The sequence below is a fragment of the Rhodopirellula maiorica SM1 genome, from assembly GCF_000346295.1.
In the GTDB taxonomy this organism is placed as follows: Bacteria; Planctomycetota; Planctomycetia; order Pirellulales; family Pirellulaceae; genus Novipirellula; species Novipirellula maiorica.
Window position 1 is genome coordinate 1 of record NZ_ANOG01000222.1, and the last position, 2,010, is coordinate 2,010.

The 2,010-nt window shown below is 54.9% G+C and carries 2 protein-coding genes; both read right to left on the bottom strand.

Features of this window, described 5'->3' with window-relative positions:
- Window positions 1-1,006 (bottom strand): serine/threonine-protein kinase (locus tag RMSM_RS06745; protein WP_008693351.1); only part of this gene is annotated, 1,006 nt, incomplete at its 3' end.
- Window positions 1,007-1,116: 110 nt separating this feature from the next.
- Window positions 1,117-1,698, bottom strand: a complete 582-nt coding sequence (locus tag RMSM_RS06750) for an RNA polymerase sigma factor (RefSeq protein WP_040764486.1) — start codon at window positions 1,696-1,698, stop codon at window positions 1,117-1,119.
- Between the last annotated feature and the right edge of the window lie 312 nt (window positions 1,699-2,010).

Consider the following 2,010-nt stretch of genomic DNA (forward strand, 5'->3'; position numbering starts at 1 on the left):
GCACTTGCTTTGCATGTTTCGGAAGCCGGATATCAGTCAGGGCTTCTTTCGTCCGACCCTTCGCGAATGATTCACGCAGACGACGGCTTTCGGTCCTTCCTAGCAATAGATAGGAATAGACCGCGCCGAGACCATAGACATCGGAATGAACATCAACAGGTCCGCCGGTCGACTGTTCGGGTGACCGAAACTCCGGAGTGCCGAGGCGCATCCCTGGATGCGTCAAGTCTGTTGAATCGCGATCTTCTTGCGGAAGGTCCTCATGCACCGGTTCGGCCTGAGTTTTCAATTGCGCCAAGCCAAAATCGAGGACTTTGATCATTCCATCTGGTGTGCGAATGATATTCTGCGGCTTCACGTCCCGATGGACCAATCCATGCTGATGGGCGTGGTGCAGTGCAGCGGCGGCCTGTTCGATCAATATGTTGGCTTCATCAACGGGGCGTGGCCCGACTCGATCGACATATTCATCTAACGTCTCGCCTCGGACGTACTCCATCGCCAGCACTGCGGACTCGCCAAGCGGTTCGGCGTCGTAGGCGGTCACGATATTGGGATGAGATAATCGGGCAACGGCCTGCATTTCTCGGCGAAACCGCTCTGATCCGCTCGAATGGTCCCTCCACGCTCGGCGGATCACCTTGAGTGCGACGGTTCGGTTCAAGACCATGTGTTCGGCCAAATACACTTCCCCCATCCCTCCCGCGCCGATCTGACGGATAACTCGATACCGCGGATGATCCGTTAGTATCTCGGCGAGGTCATGCTTCGCGTCACGCTCGGCGAGGTCAGACTGGGCTTGGCACTCCAACTGCTCAAACAGTTCGCAATTAGCTAAATCTCGGATTCGCTCGACAAAGTCGTCATCGGGCAACACCCTCAGATGCTCACAGCATCGGTCGCACTGGTCGACATGAATCGCGATCTCGTCAGTGTCGCTGGTCTGAAGTCGTCCTAATCCAAATTCGCGGATTTGCTTGACGGGCGGATGAAGTAAATCGATCATGCGTGCCTCAGTTCGGTACGAGCGGATGGTTGTGCTGCAGTTCAGATAAGATGAAAGTGCATCAGACGACGATTTCTTTCAGAGAACGAACAGCAAACCGCGTGAAAGCGTCATATCAGGGTCTGGGATTGACGACGTAACTCACTAAGAATCCGCGACTTAGCAACAAAGACGGCGTTCACAGAAATTTTTAAATCCGCGGCGACCTGCGCGGCCGATTCGCCGCGAAGTGCGGTGCGATGGAAGGCTTCAAACGATGTTGGCGTAAAGCGAACCCGAACACGGTCAAGAAGGTGTGCCAAAACAAACGCGTCGTGCTCCCGCTCCCACAACTGACTCAGATTGCTATTGGGATCCGACATGGTTTGGAGCAAGTCGTGGAAATCGCTTCCTCCTTGGCCCACCGCAGCGTTTTTTCGCTTTCGCCAATAATTGCTAATCCGATGAACGAGAATGGAACGAAGCCACGCCCGGAATGCGCCGCTCCGCCCTGAATGCTCGAACGAATTGACGTTTTGGTGAACCGTCATCAAAACATCTTGCACCAAATCGTTGCAGTCGGATGACTGGATCTGGAACTTTGCCGCCCATCGCTGCAGAAAAGGCGTGTAAAGTTCGACCAACTCCGCCCAAGAAGCGTCGTCTCCGCTGAAGCGAACACGGTCGATTAAACTAAGAGGGGTTTCGCTCATGATGCGGCTCATCTCATCTCGGTGGTTACGGTGAACAGGTTCAAGATGGAACCACACTGTCATTGTCGGACTTCTAATCTTGGGCGCGCGCGGACGACGAGCAGCACTCGTCAAAGGTTAGCTTTTCCGAATTCGCTTTGCAATCGATTCGATGTTCGACCCCGTTGGGGTCGGCGGTGCGTGGTGGTATCGCGAACCCAGGGTGCGCTTCGCGACCCTGGGCTTTGTTGTTGAGCGCCTTCAGCGTTGATGTGTGAGGCCTCAACGGTCAGTGATTGACCGCAACGCGGTCCAACAACACAGCCCGAGGTC